Source organism: Novosphingobium sp. (assembly GCF_041915465.1).
Lineage (GTDB): Bacteria > Pseudomonadota > Alphaproteobacteria > Sphingomonadales > Sphingomonadaceae > Novosphingobium.
This window is the reverse complement of sequence record NZ_JAYSBK010000001.1, coordinates 41,866-66,845: the sequence shown is the minus strand read 5'-3', so window position 1 is coordinate 66,845 and position 24,980 is coordinate 41,866. Positions and strand designations below refer to the sequence as shown.

20 protein-coding genes are annotated in these 24,980 nt (G+C 63.5%); 6 read left to right on the top strand and 14 right to left on the bottom strand.

Features of this window, described 5'->3' with window-relative positions; genetic code table 11:
* Window positions 1-220: 220 nt before the first annotated feature.
* Genes ACE3SN_RS00265 through ACE3SN_RS00225 form a run of 9 tightly spaced genes read right to left on the bottom strand, consistent with a single transcriptional unit; the run spans window position 221 to window position 13,093 of the window.
* On the bottom strand, window positions 221-1,393 hold the full coding sequence (locus ACE3SN_RS00265) for a molybdopterin molybdotransferase MoeA (protein ID WP_374526727.1): 1,173 nt from the start codon (window positions 1,391-1,393) through the stop codon (window positions 221-223).
* The gene (locus tag ACE3SN_RS00260; protein WP_374526789.1) at window positions 1,390-1,884 is read right to left on the bottom strand and encodes a molybdenum cofactor synthesis domain-containing protein; all 495 of its coding nucleotides are present in this window, start codon (window positions 1,882-1,884) and stop codon (window positions 1,390-1,392) included. The genes ACE3SN_RS00265 and ACE3SN_RS00260 overlap by 4 nt, the downstream gene beginning before the upstream one ends.
* Before the next feature lie 45 nt (window positions 1,885-1,929).
* A complete protein-coding gene (gene moaA, locus ACE3SN_RS00255) occupies window positions 1,930-2,916 on the bottom strand; it encodes a GTP 3',8-cyclase MoaA (RefSeq protein WP_374526726.1) in 987 nt (328 codons plus the stop codon).
* Window position 2,917: 1 nt separating this feature from the next.
* Complete coding sequence (locus ACE3SN_RS00250) at window positions 2,918-3,718, bottom strand: peptidylprolyl isomerase (protein WP_374526725.1); 801 nt, start codon at window positions 3,716-3,718, stop codon at window positions 2,918-2,920.
* Window positions 3,715-4,410, bottom strand: a complete 696-nt coding sequence (gene narI, locus ACE3SN_RS00245) for a respiratory nitrate reductase subunit gamma (protein ID WP_374526724.1) — start codon at window positions 4,408-4,410, stop codon at window positions 3,715-3,717. The genes ACE3SN_RS00250 and narI overlap by 4 nt, the downstream gene beginning before the upstream one ends.
* Window positions 4,403-5,098 carry a nitrate reductase molybdenum cofactor assembly chaperone gene (gene narJ / locus ACE3SN_RS00240; RefSeq protein WP_374526723.1) on the bottom strand — a complete coding sequence of 232 codons (696 nt, stop codon included), beginning with the start codon at window positions 5,096-5,098 and terminating at the stop codon, window positions 4,403-4,405. Before narJ ends, narI begins: the two co-directional genes overlap by 8 nt.
* A complete protein-coding gene (narH, locus tag ACE3SN_RS00235) occupies window positions 5,098-6,624 on the bottom strand; it encodes a nitrate reductase subunit beta (protein ID WP_374526722.1) in 1,527 nt (508 codons plus the stop codon). Before narH ends, narJ begins: the two co-directional genes overlap by 1 nt.
* Complete coding sequence (locus tag ACE3SN_RS00230; protein ID WP_374526721.1) at window positions 6,621-10,358, bottom strand: nitrate reductase subunit alpha; 3,738 nt, start codon at window positions 10,356-10,358, stop codon at window positions 6,621-6,623. Before ACE3SN_RS00230 ends, narH begins: the two co-directional genes overlap by 4 nt.
* On the bottom strand, window positions 10,355-13,093 hold the full coding sequence (locus ACE3SN_RS00225; RefSeq protein WP_374526720.1) for a nitrate/nitrite transporter: 2,739 nt from the start codon (window positions 13,091-13,093) through the stop codon (window positions 10,355-10,357). The genes ACE3SN_RS00230 and ACE3SN_RS00225 overlap by 4 nt, the downstream gene beginning before the upstream one ends.
* Before the next feature lie 214 nt (window positions 13,094-13,307).
* On the opposite strand from ACE3SN_RS00225, the gene ACE3SN_RS00220 reads away from it, so the two are divergent.
* The gene (locus tag ACE3SN_RS00220; protein ID WP_374526719.1) at window positions 13,308-14,003 is read left to right on the top strand and encodes a helix-turn-helix domain-containing protein; all 696 of its coding nucleotides are present in this window, start codon (window positions 13,308-13,310) and stop codon (window positions 14,001-14,003) included.
* Here the strand turns inward: ACE3SN_RS00220 and ACE3SN_RS00215 are convergent, their stop codons facing one another.
* Window positions 14,004-15,209 carry an alginate export family protein gene (locus tag ACE3SN_RS00215; RefSeq protein WP_374526718.1) on the bottom strand — a complete coding sequence of 402 codons (1,206 nt, stop codon included), beginning with the start codon at window positions 15,207-15,209 and terminating at the stop codon, window positions 14,004-14,006. It lies immediately after the preceding gene.
* An 82-nt stretch (window positions 15,210-15,291) separates the two neighbouring features.
* Here ACE3SN_RS00215 and ACE3SN_RS00210 point away from each other — a divergent pair, with 82 nt between their 5' ends.
* Both ACE3SN_RS00210 and ACE3SN_RS00205 read left to right on the top strand, forming a co-directional pair.
* Window positions 15,292-16,500, top strand: coding sequence for an NnrS family protein (locus ACE3SN_RS00210; RefSeq protein ID WP_374526717.1), 1,209 nt, complete (start codon window positions 15,292-15,294; stop codon window positions 16,498-16,500).
* Between the two features lie 528 nt (window positions 16,501-17,028).
* Window positions 17,029-18,483 carry a 4-hydroxyphenylacetate 3-hydroxylase N-terminal domain-containing protein gene (locus ACE3SN_RS00205; protein WP_374526716.1) on the top strand — a complete coding sequence of 485 codons (1,455 nt, stop codon included), beginning with the start codon at window positions 17,029-17,031 and terminating at the stop codon, window positions 18,481-18,483.
* Between the two features lie 85 nt (window positions 18,484-18,568).
* On the opposite strand, the gene ACE3SN_RS00200 is transcribed toward ACE3SN_RS00205, so the two are convergent.
* Genes ACE3SN_RS00200 through ACE3SN_RS00185 form a run of 4 tightly spaced genes read right to left on the bottom strand, consistent with a single transcriptional unit; the run spans window position 18,569 to window position 22,324 of the window.
* Complete coding sequence (locus ACE3SN_RS00200; RefSeq protein ID WP_374526715.1) at window positions 18,569-19,411, bottom strand: fumarylacetoacetate hydrolase family protein; 843 nt, start codon at window positions 19,409-19,411, stop codon at window positions 18,569-18,571.
* A 22-nt stretch (window positions 19,412-19,433) separates the two neighbouring features.
* Complete coding sequence (locus ACE3SN_RS00195; RefSeq protein WP_374526714.1) at window positions 19,434-19,922, bottom strand: flavin reductase family protein; 489 nt, start codon at window positions 19,920-19,922, stop codon at window positions 19,434-19,436.
* 25 nt (window positions 19,923-19,947) lie between these two features.
* Window positions 19,948-20,850, bottom strand: coding sequence for a VOC family protein (locus tag ACE3SN_RS00190; RefSeq protein WP_374526713.1), 903 nt, complete (start codon window positions 20,848-20,850; stop codon window positions 19,948-19,950).
* 1 nt (window position 20,851) lies between these two features.
* Window positions 20,852-22,324 (bottom strand): aldehyde dehydrogenase, encoded by a 1,473-nt coding sequence (locus ACE3SN_RS00185; protein ID WP_374526712.1) that lies wholly within the window; start codon window positions 22,322-22,324, stop codon window positions 20,852-20,854.
* Between the two features lie 190 nt (window positions 22,325-22,514).
* On the opposite strand from ACE3SN_RS00185, the gene ACE3SN_RS00180 reads away from it, so the two are divergent.
* The 3 genes from ACE3SN_RS00180 to ACE3SN_RS00170 all read left to right on the top strand — a co-directional run bounded on the left by ACE3SN_RS00180 (window position 22,515) and on the right by ACE3SN_RS00170 (window position 24,803).
* Window positions 22,515-23,156: a TetR/AcrR family transcriptional regulator gene (locus ACE3SN_RS00180; protein WP_374526711.1), complete on the top strand. Its 642-nt coding sequence runs from the start codon at window positions 22,515-22,517 to the stop codon at window positions 23,154-23,156.
* An 83-nt stretch (window positions 23,157-23,239) separates the two neighbouring features.
* Complete coding sequence (locus tag ACE3SN_RS00175; protein ID WP_374526710.1) at window positions 23,240-24,019, top strand: HpcH/HpaI aldolase/citrate lyase family protein; 780 nt, start codon at window positions 23,240-23,242, stop codon at window positions 24,017-24,019.
* Window positions 23,979-24,803 (top strand): 2-keto-4-pentenoate hydratase, encoded by an 825-nt coding sequence (locus ACE3SN_RS00170; RefSeq protein WP_374526709.1) that lies wholly within the window; start codon window positions 23,979-23,981, stop codon window positions 24,801-24,803. The genes ACE3SN_RS00175 and ACE3SN_RS00170 overlap by 41 nt, the downstream gene beginning before the upstream one ends.
* Window positions 24,804-24,980: the final 177 nt, after the last annotated feature.

Genomic DNA, 24,980 nt, shown 5'->3' with positions numbered 1-24,980 from the left:
CCTGGATCGAGCGGCAGGTCGCGGACCGCACTCTTGGCGGCAATCGTACAATGGTCCAGCCGAAAGAGTGAGGTGGCGCAGGCAATGCGGGGCTAACGCTAGCAAAGGGCTGCATGGCCCCGCGGCCGCGCGCGGTCACACTGAGAGCCATTGGATCGAGTATGGCTAGCTCCCGTGGCACAGTTGCAGCCGGCTATTCGCGTTAGATGTCGAACTACACCTAGAAGGTCAGCGCCAGTCGACCGGCTAGCGCCGAATCACGCTCGCACCGGACCAGCCAGCCTGCTGCGGCAAGGGGCGCTTGGGCGCCCGAATCTTGATTGCCTACCGGGATCAGCATGCCGCCCGACAAGCGGGCGCGCACGAAGGTCGTCCGATCTCCCGAATCGGGAAAGCCATCGCCCAGCGGCAGCGGCAACCACGTCTGCACCTCTGCCAGCGCGCGTCCCTGCAGCAGGGCCAGCAGCGGGGCGAGAAACAGCCGCGCGGTGACCAGCGCCGAAGTCGGATTGCCGGGCAGGCCGACAATCCAGCGCCCCTGCGCGCGGCCGATCCAGACAGGCTTGCCCGGCTTGATCACCACTTTCGCGAACAGCAGTTCGAGGTCTTGTTCGGCGAACATGGCCTTCGCGAAATCGCGTTCGCCGACCGAGGCGCCGCCGGTCACCACCACCACGTTGGCCTGGGCCAGGGCCTTGTCAGCCAGCTGCCGCAGAGTGCCAAGATCGTCGGCGCCGCTCAGCCGCGCCACGATGTTTGCGCCGTATTGCTCCGCCAGCGCGGCCACGCCGAACGAGACGGATTCGGGAATCCGGTCCGGATGGTCGCGGGCCGTGCCGGGCGGGGCCAACTCGTCGCCGGTGGCAATGATTGCCAAGCGGGGGCGCTTGTGGACCATCGCCTCGGCGCGGTCCGCTCCGGCGAGGGCGACGATTGCGCCGGGTCCAAGGCGGGTTCCTGCGCGGAGCAGCAGGTCACCGGCCGCAAAGTCGCTGGCGGCTGGTCGCACGTGCCAGCCGGGGCCGAACTCGGCGGTGATGGTCATCGCCTTGCCATCGCCCACGCAGTTCGCCTGCATGACCACCCGGTCCGCCCCCTTTGGCATGGGCGCGCCAGTAAAGATCCGCACGCACTCGCCCGGTGCGATGCCGGGCGGCGGCGTGCCGCCGGCAAAGCTTTCGCCCACGATCCGCAGCCGCGCGCCGACTGCGGCATCGGCATTGCGCAGGGCATAGCCATCCATCGCCGATACCGCACTGCGCGGTGAGGGCAGGGCAGCACGCACGTCTTCGGCCAGCACCCGGCCATGCGCTTCGGCCAGGGGCACGGGTTCGGCGGAAAGCGGGCGAACGTTCGCCTCGAGCAGGGCCAGCGCCGCGTCGAAGCCGATCATGCACAGACCTCGCGCAGGCGGGGCAGGGCGCCTGCAATCGAGCAGGGCTTGTGGCGACTGTCGAATTCCAGTTCGAGCAGTCCGTCCCAGGCATCGCGGCAGGCCCCGGTCGATCCCGGCACGCAAAAGATGAAGGCCTCGCCCGCCTGTCCGGCAAAGGCGCGCGACTGCATCGAAGCAACGCCGACGCTTTGCAGGCTCTTCTGGTGGAAGGCGATGGAGAAGCCGTCCATCTCGCGCCGCAGCAGGGGTTTGACGGCTTCTGGCGTGTTGTCGCGCGGAGAAAACCCTGTGCCGCCGGTGGTCAGGATGATCTCGATTTTCGGGTCTGCCAGCCAGGAGCGGAGCTGCGCCTGAATGGCGGCGATGTCGTCCATCACGATAGCGCGGCTGCGCAGAGTATGGCCAGCGGCGCTCAGCCGCTCTGCCAGCAGCGCGCCCGAAGTGTCGGTTTCCAGTGTGCGGGTATCGGAAATGGTCAGCACCGCCATGCCCAGCGGATGAAACGGCAGCGACGGGTCAATTCCGGGCAAGAGTCATCCTCCGATCGAGGCAAGGTGCGGGGTCGCCCCGCTGTCGCCCTGGTGCAGGCGGTGCGCCGGGGCCTTGGTGGCAGTCAGTGCGGTGATCCGCGCGATCAGGTTGTCCTGTTGCCCGTCCGACTGCAGCAGCGGCCGCAGGTCGATCCCATGATCGCCGAACAGGCAGAGGTGCAGCTTGCCCCGCCCTGAGACCCTCAGCCGGTTGCAGCTGGCGCAGAAGTCCTTCGAATAGGGCGCGATGATGCCGATCTGTCCCGCCTGGCCGGGCTGGGCATAGACCACCGCCGGCCCTGCCCCCGCCTCGCGCGGCAGGCGCTGCCAGCCCAGCGCTTCAAGCCGATTGGCGATTTCGGCGCCGGCCAGATGGTGCTGCTCGAAAAAGGCCGGATTGTCGTTGGTGCGCATCACCTCGATGAAGCGCAGGGCCAGATCGTGCTGCTGGACGAAGGCGATGAAACGCTCCAGTTCATCGTCGTTGATCCCGCGCATCAGCACGCTGTTGAGCTTGATCGTCTTGATCCCCGCCAGCCGCGCCGCTGCGATCCCGTCCAGCACTTCGGGCAGTCGGTCATGCCCGGTAATTGCTGCGAAGCGCGCCGGATCGAGCGAATCGACACTGACGTTCAGCGTGGAAATGCCCGCCTTGGCATAGTCTGCCGCACGCTCGGGCAAGCGGTAGCCGTTGGTGGTCATCGCCAGCTTGCGGATTCCGGGCGTGGCGGCGACGGCGGCGGCAATCTCCAGCAGTTCGGCGCGCAGGCTGGGCTCACCGCCGGTCAGGCGGACCTTCCACAGGCCCAGCCGGGCGAAGGCGCCCACCAGTCGGCGAATTTCCGCCACGGTGAGGTTCGCGGGCAGGCCCGCCACCTTGCGGTAGCCTTCGGGCAGGCAATAGCTGCAGCGGAAATTGCAGACGTCGGTCAGCGACAGGCGCAGGTATTCGAAGCGCCGTCCGTGTCCGTCCTGAAGCACCGGGTTCATCCTATTGCACCATGGCCCCTTCGGCTCCGGCAATGGCCACCCCGCTGACCCCGGCCTGACCGGCCAGGATCGCGATGTACTGGGCCACGGCGCGGCGATAGCTGGCTTCCTCGAGATAGCCCGCGATGGCTTCCTGCACCGCCTCGAACGGCAGCTGCCGCCCTTCGGCGCGGCGGCCGGAACGGATCACGTGGACGCCGAACCGGGTCCTGACCGGATCGAGGCACAGCGTGCGTTCGGGCAGGGCGAACAGCGCCTGCTCGAATGGCTTCACCATCTGCCCCGGCCCGACCTGCCCGAGATTGCCGCCCTGTTCGCGCGAGGGGCAGGCAGAGCGGGTGCGGGCCAATTCCGCAAAGCGATCGGGATCGGCCTGCAGCTGGCGGATCAGGGTGCGGGCATCGCCGGTCGCCAGCCCCATGGCGAACTGGTCCGCCGGGTCGGCCTCGATCAGGATGTGCGCCGCCTCGACCAGTACGGGTGAGGCAAATCGTTCGCGGTTGGCCTCGTAAAAGCGGCGGCAGGCGGCCTCGTCAGCCTCGGGCGTGCGCACTTCGCGTTCGAGCAGAGCGTCGATCCGCGCGTCTTCCTCGGTCAGCGGGCGACCCTCGGCGTCTTCGCGCGGGCCGGGGGCGATCCCCAGCCGCTCGGCTTCGTCCAGCAGCAACTGGCGCACGGCCAGCGCCTGTGCGGCGGCTTGCCAGGCCGCCTCGGCATCGGGGGCGGGGTGGTGCTGGGCTTCGGCGGCGATGGCGGCGGCGGGGATTTCCCGTCCGCCGACGATGACGGGTTCCGGGCTCATGACGCGAGCTTCCTTGAACGGACGACCTGATAGCCGGGCCGCCAGACATAGCGCACCGGCGCGCTCAGCATGTGGACCAGCCGGGTGAAGGGGAACAGCAGCAGGATCGTCAGGCCCATGAAGAGGTGCAGCTTGAACACCAGCGCCGCATCGCGGATCTGGTCGGCCGCGCCCGAGCGGAAGGTGAATATGCCTTGCGCCCAGGTCATGAACTTGACCATTTCATGCCCGTCGAGGTGCTGGAGCGACAGCGGGATCGTGCCCAGCCCCAGGGCCAGCTGCGCCCACAGCAGCAGGATGATCATGTTGTCGGCAAAGCTGGATGCAGCGCGCACGCGCGGATCGAAGAAGCGGCGGTGGATCAGCATGGTCGCGCCCGTGATCCCCAACAACCCGGCAAAACCGCCCGCGACGATTGCCAGCAGCTGCTTGGCGCTGTGCGAGACGCCCAGCGCATCGAACACGGCAATCGGGGTGAGCAGACCCACGACATGGCCCGCAAAGATCATCAGCACGCCAAGGTGAAACAGCACCGATCCCACGATAAGCTGCTTGCGCCGCAAGAGCTGGCTCGATCCGGCGCGCCACGAATAGGGTTCGCGATCATAGCGGATGACCGAGCCGACGGCGAGGACTGCCAGCGCGATGTAGGGATAGATTCCGAACAGCAGGTGATGGATGAAATCAGCCATGGATCTGGCTCCTGACAGGTTCCTGGGCAAGCATGCGTTCGACCATTCCGGCAACCTGCGGGCAGTCGGCAGCGCCGGGGGCGACGGGGCCGTCAAAGCGGACCTGCTCTTCCTCCCAGGCGGCATCGAGCGCGGCCAGATCGTCGGGATCGTCGGCCGGCGCGATCTCGAAGGCTTCGCCGCCGGCCCCGGCAAGGTCAGCCAGGATGCGCATCGGCGCGGCATAGGGCGTGGCCTTTTCCTCCAGCCGCTCGGCCAGGGCGGAGAGGATCACGCCCGGCTGGGCCAGTTCCTCCGCCGCCTGCGCGGGCGGCAGGACCGAGAGGTATTCGAGGAACAGCGGCAGGTAATCGGGCAGTTCCTTCGCCGCGATTTCGAGGCCCTGCGCTTCGTAGCGGTCACGCAGGTCGACCATTGCCTGGCCCCGGTCGCGGCTTTCGCCGTGGACGTGTTCGAACAGGTGCAGCGATACCGCCCGCCCCCGGTCGAACAGCGCGACATAACGCTCCTGCGCGTCAAGCAGGTCGGCCGAGGCGAGGCCATCGAGCAGCGGTTGCAGAGCGGCGCGCTGCTCCGTGCTGAGCAGGCCATCGGCGGCGAGCAGCCCCGCCAGTTCGGGGGCCATGTCCTGCACTGTCGCATCGGGATAGCGCAGCAGGGCGGAAAGGACGCGAAGGGTCAGGCGCATCAGAACACCTCCGATGGAGTCTGGAGTTTTTTGCGGGCAGGGGCGCCGAACAGGTTCTTGTCGCTGGTTCCGCCCGAGCAGCCGTTGCCGAACGAGAAGCCGCAGCCGCCGCGTTCGTCATACATGTCTTCGGCGTCCTCGCGGTGGCCGGTGGGGATGACGAAGCGGTCCTCGTAATTGGCGATTGCCATCACGTGGTACATTTCCTCGATCTGGGCCGGGGTCAGGCCGACCTCGCGGGCCATTTCCTCGGCCACCACGCCTTCAACGGTCTTGGCGCGCATATAGCCGCGCATCGCCAGCATCCGTTCCAGCGCATCGACCACCGGGGCTTCCTTGCCCGCCGTCAGCAGGTTGGCGAGGTACTTCACCGGAATGCGCAAGCTGCGCACGTCGGGCATCCCGTTGCGGGCGGAAATCTTGCCCGCGCTGGCCGCCGCGTTGATCGGCGAAAGCGGCGGCACGTACCAGACCATCGGCAGCGTGCGGTATTCGGGGTGGAGCGGAAAGGCGACCTTCCATTCCATCGCCATCTTCCACACCGGCGAATGGCGCGCGGCTTCAAGCCAGGCTTCCGGCACGCCGTCCTTGCGGGCTTGCGCAATCACTTCCGGATCGTTGGGATCAAGGAAGATGTCGAGTTGCGCCTGGTAGAGGTCTTCGACGTTTTCAGCGCTGGCGGCTTCTTCGATCCGGTCCGCGTCATAGAGCATGACGCCGAGGTAGCGGATCCGCCCGACGCAGGTTTCGCTGCACACGGTCGGCTGGCCAGCCTCGATCCTCGGATAGCAGAAGATGCACTTCTCGCTCTTGCCGGTCTTCCAGTTGAAATAGATCTTCTTGTACGGGCAGCCCGAGACGCACATCCGCCAGCCGCGGCACTTTTCCTGGTCGATCAGGACGATGCCGTCCTCTTCGCGCTTGTAGATCGAGCCCGAAGGACAGGCCGCGACGCAGGTGGGGTTGAGGCAATGTTCGCACAGCCGGGGGAGATACATCATGAAGGTGTTCTCGAACTGGCCGTAGATCTCCTTCTGGACGCCTTCGAAGTTGTAGTCCTGCGACCGCTTGGAGAATTCACCGCCCAGGATTTCCTCCCAGTTCGGGCCGCCCTCGATCTTTTCCATGCGCTCGCCCGAGATCAGGCTGCGCGGGCGCGCGGTGGGGAAGGCCTTGCTTTCGCCCGCCGATTGCAGGTGGCCGTAATCGAAGGTGAACGGCTCGTAGTAGTCGTCGATTTCGGGCAGGTCGGGGTTGGCGAAGATCTTCGCCAGCAGCCGCCACTTGCCACCCATCCTCGGACGGATCGAACCGGTGGGCGTGCGCACCCAGCCGCCGTTCCAGCGTTCCTGGTTCTCCCAGTCCTTGGGATAACCGATGCCGGGCTTGGTCTCGACGTTGTTGAACCAGGCGTATTCCATGCCTTCGCGGCTGGTCCACACGTTCTTGCAGGTGACCGAGCAGGTGTGGCAGCCGATGCACTTGTCGAGGTTCAGCACTTTGCCGATTTGCGCGCGGACCTTCATGCTGCGTTCTCCCCTTCAGGCAGTGCCTCTTCGAGCCAGTCGACCTTTTCGAGCTTGCGGACGATGACGTATTCGTCGCGGTTGGAACCCACGGTGCCGTAATAATTGAAGCCGTAGGCCTGCTGGACGTAACCGCCGATCATGTGGGTGGGCTTCAGGATCGCGCGGGTCACCGAATTGTGGATGCCCCCGCGCTGGCCGGTGAGCGGCGAGCCGGGCATGTTCACGATCTTCTCCTGCGCATGGTACATGAACAGGGTGCCTTCCTTCATCCGCTGCGAGACAACCACGCGGGCCACCAGCGCGCCGTTGGAATTGAAGGTTTCGACCCAGTCATTGTCGACCAGCCCCGCCTTCGCGGCATCCACCTCGCTCATCCACACAATCGGTCCGCCGCGCGACAGGGTCAGCATCAGCTGGTTGTCGGTATAGGTGGAATGGATGCCCCACTTCTGGTGCGGGGTGATGAAGTTCAGCACCAAGTGCGGGCGGCCTTCCGCCTTGTCGAGCATCGGCTTGACCGCCTTGGTGTCGATCGGCGGGCGATAGACGCACAGCGCCTCGCCAAAGGCGCGCATCCACTTGTGATCCTGATAGAGCTGCTGCCGCCCGGTCAGCGTGCGCCACGGAATCAGTTCGTGGACGTTGGTATAGCCCGCGTTGTAGCACACGTGCTCGCTTTCCAGCCCCGACCAGGTGGGTGAGGAGATGATCTTCCTCGGCTGCGCCTGGATATCGCGGAAGCGGATTTTTTCCTCTTCCTTGGGCCGCGCCAGATGGGTGTGGTCGATCCCGGTGAACTGCGAGAGCGCATCCCACGCCTTCACCGCCACTTCGCCGTTGGTTTCGGGCGCCAGCATCAGCAGCACTTCGGCGGCATCGATCGCAGTCTCGATCTTTGCCATGCCCTTGGCCGGACTGTCGCCGCCTTGCGTGCCGTTGAGCTTGCGCAGGTTCTCCACCTCGTGTGCGGTGTTCCAGCCGATGCCCTTGCCGCCGTTGCCAAGCTTGTCCATCAGCGGCCCGAGCGCGGTGAAGCGGTTGTAGAGGTTCGGGTAGTCCCGTTCGACCAAGGCGACATTGGCCATGGTCTTGCCGGGAATCGGCTCGACCTGGCCCTGACCCCAGTCAGCCACGTCAAAGGGCTGGGCAATCTCGTTCGGGCTGTCGTGCTGGATTGGGACCAGCACCAGATCCTGCTCCACGCCCAGCACTTCAGGCGCCACTTCGGAGAAGGTTTTCGCGATCCCCTTGTAGATCTCCCAGTCGCTCTTCGATTCCCACACCGGGTCCACGGCCGCGCTCAGCGGGTGGATGAAGGGGTGCATGTCAGAGGTGTTGAGATCGTCCTTTTCATACCATGAGGCAGTCGGCAGAACGATGTCGGAATAGACGCAGGTGGTCGACATCCGGAAGTCGAGCGTGACCAGCAGGTCCAGCTTACCCTTCGGCGCCTCCTCGTGCCACTTCACCTCCTTGGGCTTCTGGTGGCCCATTTCGCCCAGGTCCTTGCCCTGCACGCCGTGCGCCGTGCCGAGCAGGTGCTTGAGGAAATATTCGTGGCCCTTGCCCGATGAGCCGAGCAGGTTGGAGCGCCAGACGAACATGTTGCGGGGCCAGTTGGCTTCATCGTCTGGATCAAGGCACGACAGTTCTAGATCGCCTGATTTCAGGCCCTGCGCGACATAGTCCTTCGGCTCCATGCCGCTGGCCTTGGCCGCCTTGCCCACTTCCAGCGGGTTGGTTTTGAGCTGCGGCGCGGAAGGCAGCCAGCCCATCCGTTCGGCCCGAACGTTATAGTCGATCAGACTGGCGTCCCAGTCGCCCTTTGGCGCAGTGGGCGAAAGGATCTCACCCACGTCCAGCGTCTCGTAACGCCACTGGTCGGTGTGCGCATAGAAGAAGCTGGTGGAGTTCATCTGCCGGGGCGGACGGTTCCAGTCGAGCGCGAAGGCCAGCGCGGTCCAGCCGGTCTGCGGGCGCAGCTTTTCCTGGCCGACATAGTGCGACCAGCCGCCGCCCGACTGTCCGATGCAGCCGCACATCACCAGGAGATTGATGATCCCCCGGTAGTTCATGTCCATGTGGTACCAGTGGTTCAGCCCGGCCCCCAGGATCACCATCGACTTGCCATTGGTCTTTTCGGCGTTTGCGGCGAATTCGCGCGCAGCGGTGATGATCGCATCGGCAGGCACACCGGTGATCTTCTCACCCCAGGCCGGGGTGTAGGGCGCGCCATCGGCATAGTCGCGCGCGACGTGTTCGCCGCCCAGCCCCCGGTCGAGGCCATAGTTGGCGCAGAGCAGGTCGAACACCGTGGCGACATAGGCGCGGCCGTCCTTCAGTTCGAACTGGCGCACCGGCACCCGCTTCAGCAGCACGTCGGGATGGTCGGTGCCCTGGAAGTGGTCGTGCTCGCGGTTGCCGAAATAGGGGAAGGCGACATCGACCACCTCGTCGTGATCCTTGTCGAGGATCGCGGTCATCCGCAGCTTGACCTCGGCGCCCTGGCCGTCCCGTTCCTCAAGGTTCCACTTGCCCTTGTCGCCCCAGCGGAAGCCGGCCGAGCCGGTGGGCGCGACCACTTCATCGCGCGCCTCGTCAATCGCGACGGCCTTCCATTCGGGGTGATTGGCTTCGCCCAGGTCGCCCGCGAAATCGCTGGCGCGCAGCAGGCGTTCGGGCACCAGCCGCCCGTCCTGTTCGACCAGTCGGACCAGCATCGGCATGTCCGAATAGCGGCGGCAATAGTCCTCGAAGTACGGCACCTGCCGGTCGAGGTGAAACTCGCGCAGGATCACGTGGCCCATCGCCATGGCCAGCGCCGCGTCGGTGCCCTGCTTGGGGTTGAGCCACAGGTCGGCGAACTTGGTTGCCTCGGCATAGTCGGGGCTGACCACGGCCACCTTCGCCCCGCGATAGCGCGCCTCGGTCATGAAGTGGGCATCGGGCGTGCGGGTCTGCGGCACGTTGCTGCCCCACATCATCAGGAAGCCCGCGTTGTACCAGTCCGCGCTTTCGGGAACGTCGGTCTGCTCGCCCCAGGTCATCGGACTGGCGGGCGGCAGGTCGCAGTACCAGTCGTAAAAGCTCATGCAAATCCCGCCGAGCAGCGAGAGATAGCGCGAACCCGCCGCGTAAGAGACCATCGACATCGCCGGGATCGGCGAAAAGCCGATCACGCGGTCCGGCCCCCAGGTCTTGGCGGTATAGGCGTTGGCGGCGGCGATGATCTCGTTCACCTCGTCCCAGGTGGAGCGCACAAAGCCCCCGTGGCCGCGGATCGCGGTATAGCTCTTGCGCTTGACCGGATCGGCCTGGATCGAAGCCCAGGCCGCGACCGGGGGCAGGCTGGCGCGCGCCTCGCGCCAAAGCTTGACCAGCCGCTTGCGGATCAGCGGATACTTCAGCCGCTGGGCCGAATAGATGTACCAGGAGTAGCTCGCCCCGCGCGGGCAGCCGCGCGGCTCGTGGTTGGGCAATTCCGGGCGGGTGCGCGGATAGTCGGTCTGCTGGGTTTCCCAGGTGATGATCCCGCCCTTGACGTAGATCTTCCAGCTGCACGATCCGGTGCAGTTCACCCCGTGGGTGGAGCGCACGATCTTGTCATGCTGCCAGCGCTTCCGGTAGCCGTCTTCCCAGTCGCGCGCTTCGGCGGTGGTGACCCCGTGGCCGGCGGAGAATTGCTCCTTCTTCTGGCGGAAGAAAGTCAGGCGGTCGAGCAGATGGCTCATGCGGGGGCTCCTTGGGAGACGGGGGCAGAGGGAGGGGTGCGGCCGCGCTCGACATCGTGCAGCAGGCCGCCCTTGCGGGTGTAGGCCCACCAGGTCAGCGCGGCGCAGGTGACGTAGAACAGCAGGAAGCCGAACAAGGCAGGCTGAGCCGATCCGGTCAGCGTGATCGAGGAACCGAAGGCCTTGGGGATGTAGAACGCGCCGTAGGCCGCGATTGCCGAGGTGAAGCCGACGATCGCCGCGGATTCCTTCTCGGCCTGTCGGCCCGCCTCGGCGGGGGTCAGTCCTGGCTCGAGCCGTGGCACTTCCTGGCGCATGATGTTCGGGATCATCTGGAAGGTCGAGGCATTGCCGACCCCGGTGACGAAGAACATGAAGACAAACATCGCAAGGAAGCCGTCGAAGTTGCCCGCTTCGAGGAAGTGGGCCACGCCCACCGTGCCGGCGATCATCGCCACGAACACCCACAGCGTCACCCGGGCGCCGCCCCAGCGATCAGCCAGCCAGCCGGTCGAAGCCCGGCTGATTGCGCCGACCAGCGGCGCGATCCAGACGTACTTAAGCACTTCGACTTCTGGAAATTCCTTCTTGGCGAGCAGTGGCAGGCTGGCCGAAAAGCCGATGAACGAGCCGAAAGTGCCGGTGTAGAGCCAGCACATCAGCCAGTTGTGCTTGCGCTGGAAGATCACCGCCTGCTCGGCAAAGCTGGCCTTGGCCGAGGCGATATCGTTCATCCCGAACCACGCCAGCAGGCTGGAGGCGATGATGAACGGCACCCAGATGAACCCCGCGTTCTGCAGCCACAGCTGCGTGCCGGTCTTGGTCAGCTGCGGCTCGCCGCCCAGCAGGCCGAAGACGCTGCCGGTAATGACCATCGGCACGGCGAACTGCATCACCGACACGCCGAGGTTACCCAGTCCGCCATTGAGCGCCAGCGCATTGCCCTTGCGCGCCTTGGGAAAGAAGAACCCGATATTGGCCATCGACGAGGCGAAGTTACCGCCGCCAAGGCCGCACAGCAGCGCCAGGACCAGGAAGATGAAATAGGGCGTATCCGGATTTTGCACGGCATAGCCGATCCCGAAGGCCGGGATCAGGAGCGACGCGGTGGACAGCGTGGTCCATAGCCGCCCGCCAAAGATCGGGACCATGAAGCTGTAGAAGATCCGCAGCGTCGCGCCCGACAGGCCGGGCAGCGCAGCCAGCCAGAACAACTGGTCCGTGGTGTAGTCGAAGCCGATAAGGGGGAGCTTCGCCACGACCACGGACCAGACCATCCACACCGCGAAGGCCAAAAGCAGCGCGGGGATGGAAATCAGGAGATTGCGATTGGCGATCCGCTGGCCGGTTTCTTCCCAGAACTGCGGATCTTCGGGCCGCCAGTCGGCCAGCACCTTGCCATCGGCTGCCGGCGCATGGCGCTGGGCGTCGTGCAGGCCGACCATTTCGGGAAACTGCGGCAGCGACCGGGCGTCGATCCCGCTGGCCTTTTGCTCCATCTGACGGATTGCCAGGTGCATCCAGCCCAGCGCCACCGCGACGAGCGCGAACAGCACCGCAAAGCAGCTCGTCCAGATGCCGGTGAGGTCACTGACCAACCCGAACACGATCGGCAGCACGAACCCGCCCAGCCCGCCGACCAGGCCGACCAGCCCGCCGACCGAACCGACATGATCAGGGTAATAGACCGGGATGTGCTTGAATACCGCCGCCTTGCCCAGCGACATGAAGAAGCCGAGCACGAAGATCGCGATCACGAACGGCACCAGGCTCATCGAGGTCGAAAAGTGGATGTCGCCCCTGACCCCATGCACGACATAGTCCGTGGCGGGATAGGACAGCATGAACAGCAGGACCATCGAAACGCCGAAGGTGGCGTACATGATCCGGCGTGCGCCATAGCGGTCGGACAATACGCCACCGTAGGCCCGAAACACCGATGCCGAGAGGCTGAAAGTCGCGGCCAGCATCCCGGCCACCTTCACGTCCACCCCGTAAACCCCGATGAGGTATCTGGGCAGCCACAGCGCCAGCGCGACGAAGGCGCCGAAGACGAAGAAGTAATAGAGCGAAAAGCGCCAGACCTGCTCGTTCCGGAGCGGTTCGAGCTGCTCCTTCAGGCCCTTGGGCGGCTCGCCGCTGAGCTTGCGCGCGGCCAGTTCCGGGTCATCCTTGGCCAGCAGGAAGAACAATACCGCCGTAATCGCCAGCACCACGGCCCAGATCTGCGCCACGGCCTGCCAGCCCAGCGCGACCATGATCCACGGAGCCACGAACTTGGTCACCGCCGCGCCGACATTGCCCATGCCGAAGAAACCGAGCGCCGAGCCCTGCTTTTCCTGCGGATACCACTTCGAAACATAGGCCACGCCAACCGCAAAGCCGCCGCCCGCCAGCCCCAGGCCAAGCGCGGCCAGCAGCATGAGCGAATAGGTATCGGCGTGGGACAGCAGCAGCGTCGATGCGGCCGAGGCCAGCATCGTCAGTGGAAAGACGATCCGCCCGCCATACTGGTCGGTCCAGACCCCCAGGAACAGGCGGACCAGCGAGCCGGTCAGGATTGGCGTTCCGACCAGCAGGCCGAACTCGGTATCGTTCAGGCCAAGCTCGGCCTTTATCTCGATCCCGATGATCGCGAAAATGGTCCAGACGGCGAAGCAGACGGTGAACGCAAAGGTGCTGAGCCCGAGCGCCCGGCTCTGCTCTCCGGTGCTGACCGATTGCTGAAGTGGCATGGCGGCGTGATCCCTGACTGGGGTTGAATGCCATCCGACTTGACCGACCCTAGGCCGAAAAGCTTGATCCGGATCAAGAAACGCCCGTTCGATGCGCCTATCGAAGAATGGCCTGATCTGTAGCGGAAAATCGCCAGATGCAGATCAAGCACCCGATTGATGCACATCAATTTGACTGCTAGGTGGGAAGCGCTTCAACAAGGAACCCTGCTGCGTGCGTCCCGGCGAACGACCTGAAATCGCGAATCTCCCCCTGTTCCGGGAAATGCAGGACAGCCAGCGCGAGCGAATCTTCTCGGGCTCCTTCCTGCAGGTCTTCCCGCCGCAGCTGACCCTGTTCGAACTGGGCCAGCGGCCTGACTTCCTGCACGTGCTGGTCGATGGGCTGGTCGAGCTCTATTCCCACAGTGCCGGTCGCGACACGACCATGCGGATCGTCGAACCGGTGACCAGCTTCATCCTGGCCGCGGTCGTTACCGACCAGCCCTATCTGATGTCGGCGCGCACCCTGGCCCCGTCGCGGATCCTGCTGGTACCCGCGGCGCTGGTCCGCGAAGTGGTGAAGGATGATCTCGCCCTGATGCAGGCCACGATGCGCGAGTTGGCCCACGCCTATCGCGACATGGTGCGCGCCTTGACCGACATGAAGCTGCGCCAGTCGGCCGAGCGGCTGGGAAACCTGATCCTGCGGCAGGATGAGCGCCAAGGCGGATCGGGCAAAGTCCAGTTGAAAGCTGAAAAGCGCCTGCTGGCTTCGCTTCTGGGCATGACGCCAGAGAATCTCTCCCGCGCCTTCGGCGTCCTTGGCGGACACGGGATTGCAGTCAACGGCGCGCAGGTGACCATCACCGATCGCGCCGCATTGGAAGCATTTGCGCGCCCCGATCCGGTCCGCGACGATTGGGTCTGATCAGAATTTCGCCTCGATCTGCAGCCACAGCTTGGTCGTATCGGTAGCAAAGGCATCTGCCTCATAGCGGGCTGCCTTAGCCGTCAGGGTGAAGTGCTTGCCGAGCGGAAAGCTGACCAGCGCATCCCATTCCCGGCCATAGGCGATGCCGCCCGTGGTCGAATTGTAATCGTGCCACGCCGCGCGCAGCACCAGCCCGGCCAGCGGCCCCTTGCTAGGCACCTTGTAGCTGGCATCGAGATAGAAATCGCGCAGGCCATTGGCGGGCGTCGTCAGGAACTTGTCCGCCCATCCGTTGAACGCGTGAAGCGTGGCGAGCGGGGTCTGCAAGGCGACCGTGCCGTTGCCTTCCAGCCGCTCATAACCGACCTTGACCGTTACCGGCCCGGTCTTAATCCCGGGCTCGAAAAGCCAATAATCGAGCTCAAATCGGTGCGGGTTGCTCCCGTATTGATGCTGGCGAGCATATTCGGCCGCATAGAGGAAGGCCGTCTTCCCTCCGACCGGCAGCTCGCCAGCAATCCGCACGCCCAGGGTTCGCGAGCTGCTGGCCGGACTGGAGGGAATATCCAGCCAGAAGCCATAGGCCGAGAGCGTGCCGATGTTCTTGATTGTGTAGGCCGCGCGAACCGCGTGGATCCCGGTGTCGCGCCAGATGCCTTGCGCCGAATCCGAGCCGAAGACCCGGTTGACCCGCCAGGCATGGACATAGTCGATACTGGCGCCCTTGACCGGCCTGGCCGTGACCCGGACGGCATCCAGCGTCTGGTCGTTCTGGCGCCATGCGACCGAGCCGATCCAGCGCTGGTTGTCGATGTTGATGGCCTGTCGGCCAACTGTCGCTTCGAGCCCGGCCACCGGTTTCCAGTTCAGCCAGGCCTGATTGAGCAGCACGTCCGAAGGATCGGCTACCACCGGATAGGCCAGCTTGCCATTGACCGTGTCGTTGTAGCTGGCCTTGCCCAGCACCGCGATCGCCTCGCCTTCAACCAGTGCGCTCAAACCATGCCATTCGCCAGTCTTTACCCCGGCTCTTATACGCAAGGTCGATGCGGTCGCCTTCTCGGCAAGACTATCCTGGTCGACCAGTTCAAGCCGGTAGCGCAGATCGGCATAGGGCGTGACCGGCTGCGCCTCGGCATAGGCTGTGTTGCTGGCCAGCAGAGCAGGCAAGATCAGCGCGAAACTGGCTTTCAGTTGATACATATTGTTTGAGATAGTCGTTTATCTCTCTTCGTAATTGATTATCATCAATAACATCGCAGACGCGATCACGGAGAACTTTGGCATGAGACCCAGCCTGCTGCCTGCATTGCTGTTTGCCGCGCCGCACCGCCTTCCCTTCCTGACCGGGAGCCTTGGCCTGGGAGCGATTGCGCTGTGGTGGCTGGTGCGCCTGGTCAGCCTAAACTTTGGCTGGCCGGAACTGCCCGCCGCGGCCTTGCCAGCCACCCTGCTACACGCCCCGGCGATGCTGCTGCTGGTCTATCCGGCCTTTATCTTCGGCTTCCTGCTGACGGTCTTTCCCCGCTGGATGGGCCAGCGGGATATCGCCGCCCGCCAGTTCGGTTCGGTGGCGGTCGGGCTGGCGCTGGGTATGGGGCTGGCGATTGTGGGTCTCTGGGGCGGCCTGGACGGGCTGGTAAGGACAGGCTTCGGCCTGTTTGCCCTGTCCTGGGGACTGGCGCTGATCGTCTTGCTACGGGTGTTTGTGGCCCACCTCCGCAGCGGCCAGTCCCCATGCTGGCATGCCCTTTCGGCCCTGATCGCGCTGGCGGTGGGGTTACTTGCGCTAGGGCTGGCGCTAACTTTCATGTTCGGCGGCGATCCGCGCCCGCTGCGTTGGAGCAACGTGCTTGGCCTGAGCGGTTTCGTGTTGCCGGTATTCCTGACCGTCGCGCACCGAATGGTGCCGTTCTTCGCCGGCAATGTGGTGGAAGGCTACCAGCGTTGGCGGCCCGACTGGCTGCTCGCCGCGCTATGGATCTTGCTGGCCGGGCGCTGCCTCGCCGGTCTTGCCTTGTCCGCTCCCCTTTCTGCGCTTGCCAATCTGGGGTTGGCCGCAGTGACTGGCCTGATGGCGTGGAAATGGTGGCCGCGCGGGGCTGCACCGGGGCTGCTCAAGGTACTGATCTGGGGCTTCGTCTGGGCGCCCATCGGCTTCGCCCTGGCGGCGCTGGCCGAGACGGAACTGACGCTTGGCCTGGCCCCGGTCCACGCGCTTGCGCTGGGCTTTGCGGGCAGCCTGCTCGTTGGCATGGTCACGCGTGTCACGCATGGTCATTCCGGACGCTCACTAACGATGGCGCCATTGCCCTGGTTGGCTTTTGGCACGGTGCAGCTTGCCGTGATATTGCGCATCGGGGCGGCGCTGCGGGCCGATCAGTCCGCTCTGCTGATCGCAGCGGCGCTGGTGTTCGTGGCGGGCCTGCTCCCCTGGCTGCTACGCAATGCCCTGATCTATCTCAGGCCGCGCAAGGATGGCCGGCCGGGCTAGATTCGGACTCGCTCGCCTCTCCGTGCGGCATTGTCCATTTAACTCCCGTCGCGCCAGTTGGCGCCCGCCAAGTGAATTTCAGCCCCTCTAGACCGATGCTGCGCTCCATTCGGCAAATGCTGTCACCCGAAAGGTGCGCTGGGTCTTGCGGGAGACGAGAATGACGCTGGACGGCGAAGGTGTTGTAGATCGCTGAGTGGGTGGAAACGCAGCGCTGGGCCTGCCCCTGGGATTTGAAGCGCTGCATCTCGCGCTCTCTTCGTCGGACCGCAATCGGCCCGGCCGGTGCCGGCCCCCACAGCCCAGACCCTTCAATGCCGCATTGTACGAAGCCAGAGCAACCGTGACGATTTCCTCGTGGCCGTGAATTGCCAAGAAGGGAGGCCGACGGTTCGATTGTGACTTCCTCCCAGCGTCCACAAGTCCATTGCGTTTTTATGACTGCAATCAGAATTGACTTTCATCATATTTTGTGATCCTTTGCCTGCACATTTGACCGGCCATTGGCCGAGCAGCAGGAGAGGGACGATGACAGCACGAACAAGTGCGCAGTATCTGGCGGGTATCAAGGACGATCGCGAAGTCTGGCTTGGGGCTAGGCGCATCGACGTCGCAAGTGATCCCGCAATGGCAGGTTCGCTGGGCGGCATGGCGGGCTATTTCGATTGGCAACATGAATACGCCGACGACTGCCTGGCGCGCGATCCCGTTACCGGCGAGCAAATGAACGCGAGCCTGATCCTGCCGCGTTCGAAAGAAGCGCTTGCTGTGCGGCACCGCGCGTTCGAACGCTTTGCGCGCTATTCCCACGGCATGCTTGGTCGCACCCCCGACTATGTCAACGTGACACTGGCTGGTTTCACGGCCCGCCGCGACATCTTCGTCGCTGGAAGCGACGAGCGCTATGCCCGGAATATCGAGAATTTCCATCGCGAGGTGGTCGAAAAGGATCTCTCGCTCACCCATACGATCATCAACCCGCAGATCGACAAGTCGATCCCCGACACCAAAGGCATCAATGGCGATCTGACCTTGAAGGTCGTGCGGCGAACCAAGGACAGCATCATCGTGCGGGGGGCCAAGATCCTCGCCACGCTTGGGCCCTTCGCGGACGAGCTTTATGTCTATCCCGGTCAGCCGCAGTCGCCTGACACAGATCCGGCCATGCTGCTGTCGTTCTCGATCCCGATGGGCACCAAGGGGCTGATTACGCTGTGCCGAGACCATTACGGAGTTGATGGCGATCCCAACGATCGGCCGTTTTCAAGCCGCTTCGACGAGCAGGATGCGTTCATGATCTTCGACGATGTCGAAATCCCCAATGAACGCGTCTTCATCGACGGAAGCCTTGAGGTCTACAATGGCCTGATGATGCATGGTTGGGCTGCCAATATCATGCAGCAGACCTCCATCCGGGCCGCGGTAAAACTCGAGTTCGCCTACGAACTGTGCGTGCGCATGGCCCGTGCCACCAACTGCGAAAGCCGCCCCGATGTCGCCACCATGCTGGGCGAGCTCAAGACCTATGCCAGCCTGACGCGCGCCGCGATCGCCGCGGCAGAGGCGGGTGCTACCGAATGGCCGAATGACGTGGTCCTGTGCCACGATGAACCACTTCGCGCGGTCCGGGCCAGCATGCCGACCTGGATGGTCCGCGCCAACGAACTGATCAAGCTTCTGGGCTCGCACAACCTTCTGGCAACGCCGTCGCTCGCCGCCTTCGAAAACGACCGGCTTGGCCCGCTGATCCGTGAATTCATGCCCGGCGCGAATGGGATGAGTGCAATCGAACGCGCCAAGTTGTTCCGCACCGCATGGGACTTCGCGGGCTCCGCACTTGGTGGTCGCACCGAACTCTACGAGCGGTTCTATCTAGCCAGCGCGCCGCGCAACATGGCGCTCGATCACATGTTTGCTCAGATGGGCCAGCAATGGGAGGAGGTGCCCGCGCTTTGGAACAGGCTGGGCATGCCCAAGGGCTGACACCGCCTTAAGATACGCGGCAAAGAGCCCCGGAACCTGCGATGGTTCCGGGGCTCTTTTTTTGCTGAACCAAGTTTGGCGGCTTTCAATCCTTGTAGAAGTCCCCGCCAAGCGCCACGCGGCGCACCGGTTCGCTGTTGGTAGGGCCATGTCCAACCTGATGCAGCGGGGCAGGGATCTCCTGGACAGTGTTGGTCAGGCGACCGACGCCGCTCACCTCAACTTCGACCACATCACCGATGTTCATCGGGCGGCTGTTTGCCGGAGTGCCCGAAAGGATCAGGTCTCCCGGCAGCAGGGTGATGTGACGGCACAAATCGGCTAGGATGTAGGGAATATCAAACGTCATTTCCCCGATCTCACCGCTCTGCACGACTTCACCGTTGATGTAAGTCCGCAGTGTAGAATCGCGGATATCCACCCCGCGCACGATGCCAGGACCGATCGGGCAGAACCCGTCCTGCCCCTTTACTCGCAGCATGGATCCGGCGTCGGTATCACGAAAATCCTGGGCGCCGACGTCGTTGACCGGCGCGAAACCGGCAATGTGGTGCCACACGTCAGCCGGAGCGACATTGCGCATCGGCCTCCCAACGATCACCCCCACCTCGCCTTCATAGTTGAGATACTGGCAGTCAGCCGGACGCGAGAGTTTGCCGCGGTGCGAATTCAGCGTGGTCAATGGCTTTTGGAAATAGGTCGGTGTGACAAGATCGGGTGCCCGGAATTCCACCCGGCGCGAATCGTAGTTGAGGTGGATGCAGATGATCTTGGAGGGGTCGCACGGAGGCAAATACACAGCATCCTGCTCAGGCACCGTCCGTCCGTCCCCCAGCCGCAGATTGTCGCCTTCCGGGCGTACCCATTGCGGCGTCCCTTCAAGCAGGATCCGGCGCCATTCCTCACGTGGTCCTTCAAGTACCGACATTTTTCATCCTCTACAGCATAGATCAGGCCGCTATTTCGACGTGGCCATATTGGCCGGCCAGGAAGGCCAGCGGTGGAAGATCACACAATTCGAAGTTTTCGACCCGCCCCATGATCAGATCATGATCGCCTGCCGAAATCACCCTTTCGCATGTGCATTCGAACCCTGCTGCGGCATCAACCAGCACGGGTGCACCACCGATGCCGCGGCGGATTGCGACACCCTGAAACCGGGTTTCGCGTGGTCGGCTCAGCTCCGCTAGAAGTTGCCTCTGCGCACCGGTCAGAATGCTGATCGCGAAGTTCGACGCCCCGACGAAGATCGCGCGCACACTGGAGCGCTGGTCCAGGCTCCAAAGCACTAGCCGTGGATCGAGCGAGACCGATGTGAACGAGTTGATCAGGATCCCGATGTCACTGCCATCGGGAGCCTGAGTGGCGACAAATGCAACCCCGGTCGGAAACCGTCCCAAGGCCTTGCGGTAGCTTAAGGTGTCATTGGCGTGGTTCATGATACGCAGCCTGGTTTGCAAGCACTCAGGCCGGAACCATGAAGTCCTTCATCGTATTCAAAACCGGCATGTGCCCGAACACGTCTCCGGCGTAGTATTCCGACTGCCCCGGCGGCTTGCGCCCCCCCCAGCCAATCTCGTTCATAAAGCCCGACGGGTTCTTGAAGTAGAACGAGAAGTTGTGATCGTTGGCATGGGCGCCCGGCTCGATAATCACCGGGATCCCGGCTTGCTTGACCAGATCATAGGCCAGCCCAACATCTTCGATTTTTTCAGTTTCGAACATCAGGTGGTTGCAGCGCTTTTCGGCGGGACCACCGAAGGCGAAGGTATGTTGCCGCTCGTTGCAATGCAGGAACATCAGTTCAATCGGTTCAGGCAGCATCGGTATCGGCATCTTGTATTCGATCCCGCCGCGCATCCCCAGCAATGTGTAGAAGGCATGGATGTCGTCGAATTCCGCGCGGCGCGACTGCATCATGTGGGCGAAGCCGCCACCCAGTGTCTTGTAACCGCCATGCATCCGCCGACCAGGATGATACGGCAGATTGAATTGCACCAGCGGACCATGGAAGATTTCGATCGGATAGCCGTTAGGGTCCTCGAGGAACATGATTTCGAGAACGTGGTTGGCTTCCGCTTCGGCTTTGCTGCCGATCCGAACCGCTATACCCGCGTCGGACAGCGTCTTGGCCATCGCCCGGAATTCGAGCACGCCCGCGACCCGCAACCCCGCAACGAGCACATCGTCGCTACTGTCCTGAACCAGCTTGATCCGGTGGTGCCAGTAATCCATGCGCAAGTAGCGAACTGCCTCGCTTTCGCCTGGAACAACTTCCAGCCCAAGCACCTGCCCGGCGAAATTCTCCCAGGCTTTGAGGTCGCTCACCCCGATGGTGACGTAACCCAGTTCGGTTATCTGAGACATGTTATCCTCCTGTCGGTCCGAACGAACCCTTGCGCACGGCGATGTTTTTGATGTCGCAATAGAAATCGAAACTGTGCGTGCCTCCCTCCCGGCCGATGCCGGAGATGCGGCTGCCGCCGAACGGCGCAGCAAGATCGCGCACGAAGAAGCAATTGACCCACAGCGTACCCGCCACCACCTGCGCGGCGATCCGCATCGCGCGGTCCTCGTTGCCGCAAAACAGCGTGCCGGCCAGGCCATATTCGGTGCCATTTGCGATCGCGATGGCTTCCTCGTCGGAGCCAAAGGTCTGCCAAGTGAGAACCGGGCCGAACACTTCCTTCTGCGAGATTTCGTCGCTCAGCTTCACCCCGGCAAACATGGTCGGCTGGAAGTAGAGCGCGCCGAAATCCGATTTTGCCCCGCCCCAGAGAACTTTCGCACCGGCGCTCTTCGCACGTTCAACGAAGCCCGCGACCCGGGCAAAGTGTTCGGGATGGATCAGCGGACCGACCCGTGTCGTCGGTTCGCGCGGATCGCCCACGGCCATGTGACTAACGGCAGCGCGGACCTTCTCGAGAAATTCGCTCTCGATCGACGCTTCAACAAGGATGCGCGTCCCGGCCAAGCAGACCTGTCCGGCGTTGATATATTGCCCCGCAACCGTCTGTGCAGCCGCATCGAGATCGGCGTCTGCGCAGACGATGAACGGCGATTTGCCGCCGAGTTCCGAGCTCATCGGGGTGATCGAGCGCGCCGCCGCCTGACCGATGATCTTCGCCGCATCGGTCGATCCGGTAAAGCTGATCCGAGCAAGGTCCGAGTTGTTCACCAGGGCATCACCGGCATCCTCGCCGATCCCCTGGACTACGTTGAGAACCCCGGCGGGCACACCGGCCTCATGGGCAATATCTGCCAGCAGCGAACAGGTCAGCGGGGCCCATTCCGGCGGCTTGATCACGATGGTGTTGCCTGCCGCCAAGGCCGGGCCGACTTTCCACGTAGTCAGCATCAACGGGGCATTCCATGGGGTAATTAACGCAGCCACCCCCGAAGGATCGTAGCGGACGTTGTTGATTACCTCTTCGTGTTCGATGACGTGGTCGTTGAGCCCCAGCGCCCATTCCGCGAAGAACGAGATATTCTGGGCCGAGCGCGGCACCATGCGGTGCAGGTTGCCCATTAGGAGCGAGCCATTGTCGGCAGTCTCAACTGCAGCAATGTCCTTGGCGCGGGTCAGAATGCCATCGGCAAACTTGCGCAGGACCGGCAAGCGCCCTTCCGCACCGAGCGCGGCCCAGGCGGGAAAGGCCTTGCGCGCCGCCTCGACCGCCATGTCGGCTTCCTGCTGCCCACCAGCTGCTACCGCGCCGAGATCGCTGCCATCAATCGGCGAGGCATTGCTGAAGCGTTCCGAGGAGGAAACCCGCTTGCCACCGATCCAGTGATCAAGCGAGACTTCTACGCCCGCAACTGTTGCCGTTCTTCCTGCCATGCCACTCTCCCATTCCGGATCACGGACCGTTGACCTTGGCCCGCTCAACCACTGAATCAGTGAATATCTTCAATTCTGACTGTAGTCAGTTTAAAGCCGGGTGGCGTGCCGTCAAGCGAAACATCTAGCGCCAGGCAAAGCGGTTGACGAAAACGTTGACATCAGGGCAGCCGAACCGGAAGGAAAGCCGATGGCAACCAAGGCAACACGCTCTGTCAAAACTGCGCCCGCCAGCGGGATTGGTCGGCGCGAGCGCAACAAGCTTGAAAAGCGCAACCGCATCGTAGCAGCCGCGCGGCGGCTTTTCGCCGAACATGGCTTCGCCGAAACGACCACACTGCAGATTGCCGAGGCCGCCGATATCGGCACAGGTACGCTGTTCCTTTACGCACGGTCCAAGGAAGATCTTCTGGTCATGGTCTTCCACGAGGAGATGCTGGCGACTGCCCAGCAGGCCTTCAGCGATCTGCCGCTCGGGATGCCCCTGGTTGACCAAGTCATGCAGGTCTTCGAGCGCATGGTTGCCTACCACGAAGGCGATCTTACTCTGGCTAAGCTCCTGCTAAAGGAAATCCTGATGCCAGATCGTCAGGATCGCGCCGCTGAGTTGTCCAAGCTGATGAGCGCGATCTTCGAGGGCTTTGCGCGACTGGTGATCACGGCGCAAAAGGACGGAGTGGTCGCCGAGCGCTTCGAGCCCGACCTTGTGGCGCAGTCCTTCTTCGCACTCTATTACTTGGGGCTACTTAACTGGCTTGGCGGATTAACAACGCGCGAGGCCTTCTTTGCCAAATTGCGGCGACAGCTGGAGCAGCTCCTCGATTGCGCCTGAAACCTCACGCGCTTAATAATTGACTGCAGTCATTTTTGCACATAGTCACCATCCGGGATGGCCAACCGCCTTGGAGAGTTTCTATGTTTGATTCCCTCAAATCTCGCTGGAAGAACGGCGATGTAACGCTGGGCGCCTGGTGCAATATCCCCAGTAGCCTCAGCGCAGAGATTCTGGCCAAGGGCGGCTTCGACTGGGTGCTAGTGGATATGCAGCACGGCTGCATGGACTATTCGGTGGCGGTCGAAATGATCCGGGCGATCGACCTTGCCGGGATCGCCCCACTGGTGCGGGTGCCATGGAACGAGCCGGGAATTGTCGGACGTATGCTTGATGCCGGCGCGATGGGGATCGTTGCCCCGATGATCCAGAATGCCGACGAGGCGCGCCGATTGGTCGAAGCGTGCTTATATCCCCCGCTGGGCAGGCGCAGCCTGGGTCCGATCCGGGTCATGGCGCGTGATGGGGCTGGCTACGTGTCCAGCGCCAATGAGCGGGTTTGTGTGATCCCGATGATCGAAACTGTCGAGGCGCTGACTGCCGTCGAGGAGATAGCAGCCGTCCCAGGCGTCGATGCCCTGTTTGTCGGGCCGTTCGATCTCTCGTTCTCGCTTGGACTGCGCCCCGGCGACAACGACGGCGACCCCAAGTTCGATGAGGCGCTGGTGCGGATCAACGCTGCCGCGCGTACCAATGGAGTTGCCACAGCCGTCCTCTCGACCGCCAGGCTTGCCCCGCTACGCGCCCGGCAAGGCTTCCAGATGATCTCGGTGATGACCGACAGCCAGGCTCTTGCCGCCGCCGCCCAGACCAACCTCTCCGATGCGCGCCGCGCGATTGCCGAAAGCTCAACCAATGCTTGATCCCCAGACCCGTAACCAGATTGTCGCCGACCTCATCGAAACGTACCGCAACCGCAAGGCCTTGCCGCTTTTGACGCAGACCTATCCGGGCATCGAGATGGACGATGCCTACGCGATCCAGCAGGCATTCCTTGCCCGTTCACTAGAGCAGGGTCGCACGGTTCGCGGATACAAGGTCGGCCTGACATCGAAAGCCATGAAGGCGATGTCCGGAGCAACCGAACCCGATTTCAGCGCGATGACCGACGACCTCTTCATGCCGGAGGACACGCCGATCGCGTTCGATCACTTTTTCAGGCCGCTGATCGAAATCGAGATCGCCTTTGTGATGAAGAGCGCCCTGAAAGGTCCCGGCATCTTGCCGGTCGATGTCCTGCGCGCCACCGACTTCGTCCTTCCCGCGATCGAGATTGTCGATTTCCGGGTCGGTCCGGCCCCCGGCATGACAGTGGTCGAAACCGTCGCCGATCTGGCAGCCTGCGGTGCGGCGGTACTTGGTGCCAATCCGTGCAAGCTCGAAGATCTGGATGTCCGCAAGATCCACGGCCAGATGCTGATCAACGGCAAGGTCGAGCAGGAAGGCTACGCCTCGGCCGTGCTCGGCAATCCGGTCGCCGCAGTCGCCTGGCTGGCGAACAAGCTGGGTGAGTTCGGGGTTACCTTCGAAGCCGGAGAAACGATTCTTACAGGATCATTCGTGAAGGCAATGCCGGTCAAGGCCGGCGACGAAGTGATCGCGCGCTTCGACTCCGGGCTAGGCGATGTAAGGACTGCATTTGTCTGAAGGGTCTGGTCAGAGCAAATGCACTTGATTGACGGGTGAGGCGGCGAGAGTAGGGCGGGGCGGGGCGAGGCCGCGTGTCCTCAGACCAACCAACCCGTTTCGCTTTCGACCAGGAACGCCGTCTCGTCGATCGTCAGACTTACAAGCTCAGCCGCTCCGCCGCCCTGGCGGAGTGGC